This window comes from Rhodopirellula halodulae, from assembly GCF_020966775.1.
In the GTDB taxonomy this organism is placed as follows: Bacteria; Planctomycetota; Planctomycetia; order Pirellulales; family Pirellulaceae; genus Rhodopirellula; species Rhodopirellula halodulae.
The window spans coordinates 1-587 of record NZ_JAJKFV010000031.1 but is presented as its reverse complement, the minus strand read 5'-3'; the positions used below and the strand labels follow the sequence as shown (position 1 = coordinate 587).

Here is a 587-nt window from a genome sequence, read left to right as displayed (position 1 = left end):
AGTCTCCACCACCGCTCCGTGTGCACGCAATGGTTATCCAATGACCTGCGGGTTTAGGAAGCGGTAGAGAATATAATCGTCCTTTTTGCCATGCCGCTCGAACCCGAGGCGTTTGACGACGGCTGCTGAGCCGGGATTCGAAGGGTGTATTCGAGCGAAAAGTTCTCGGAACCCGTCAGCAATAGCGAGCCGCATCATCGCATCGGCGATATCCGTCATGCAACCCATCCTGCGGCGTGACCGCCAATAGCCGATTTCATCCCGCACTCGTGTCGTCGTCTTAATGTCGCAGCTTGCAATGGGTAAGTCGTCCGAATCCAGCGCGACGAATACAAAATGACTTCCTGTACGCCAACCGTCGTCGGCCCAGCGTATGAATCCAGCAGCGTCGTCGAACGAGTAGCGATTAGATGATAGGCGGGAGCGGAATAGGCGGTCGTAGATCGTTGTCTCATTGCAGCAATCAACCAATCGGCGTCGAAACGTGTCCGTATCAAGTTCCTTCGACAAGGATCGGAGCACGATCTTGCCGGTTGATGTTGGCACACTCGTGGCGGTCGGTTGCATTTCAGTCGGATAACGTCGGC

Annotated in this window: 1 protein-coding gene; it reads right to left on the bottom strand. The window is 55.2% G+C overall.

The window, feature by feature from the left end:
• Window positions 1-33: 33 nt before the first annotated feature.
• Window positions 34-587 (bottom strand): GNAT family N-acetyltransferase (locus tag LOC70_RS23435; RefSeq protein ID WP_230256494.1); only part of this gene is annotated, 554 nt, incomplete at its 5' end.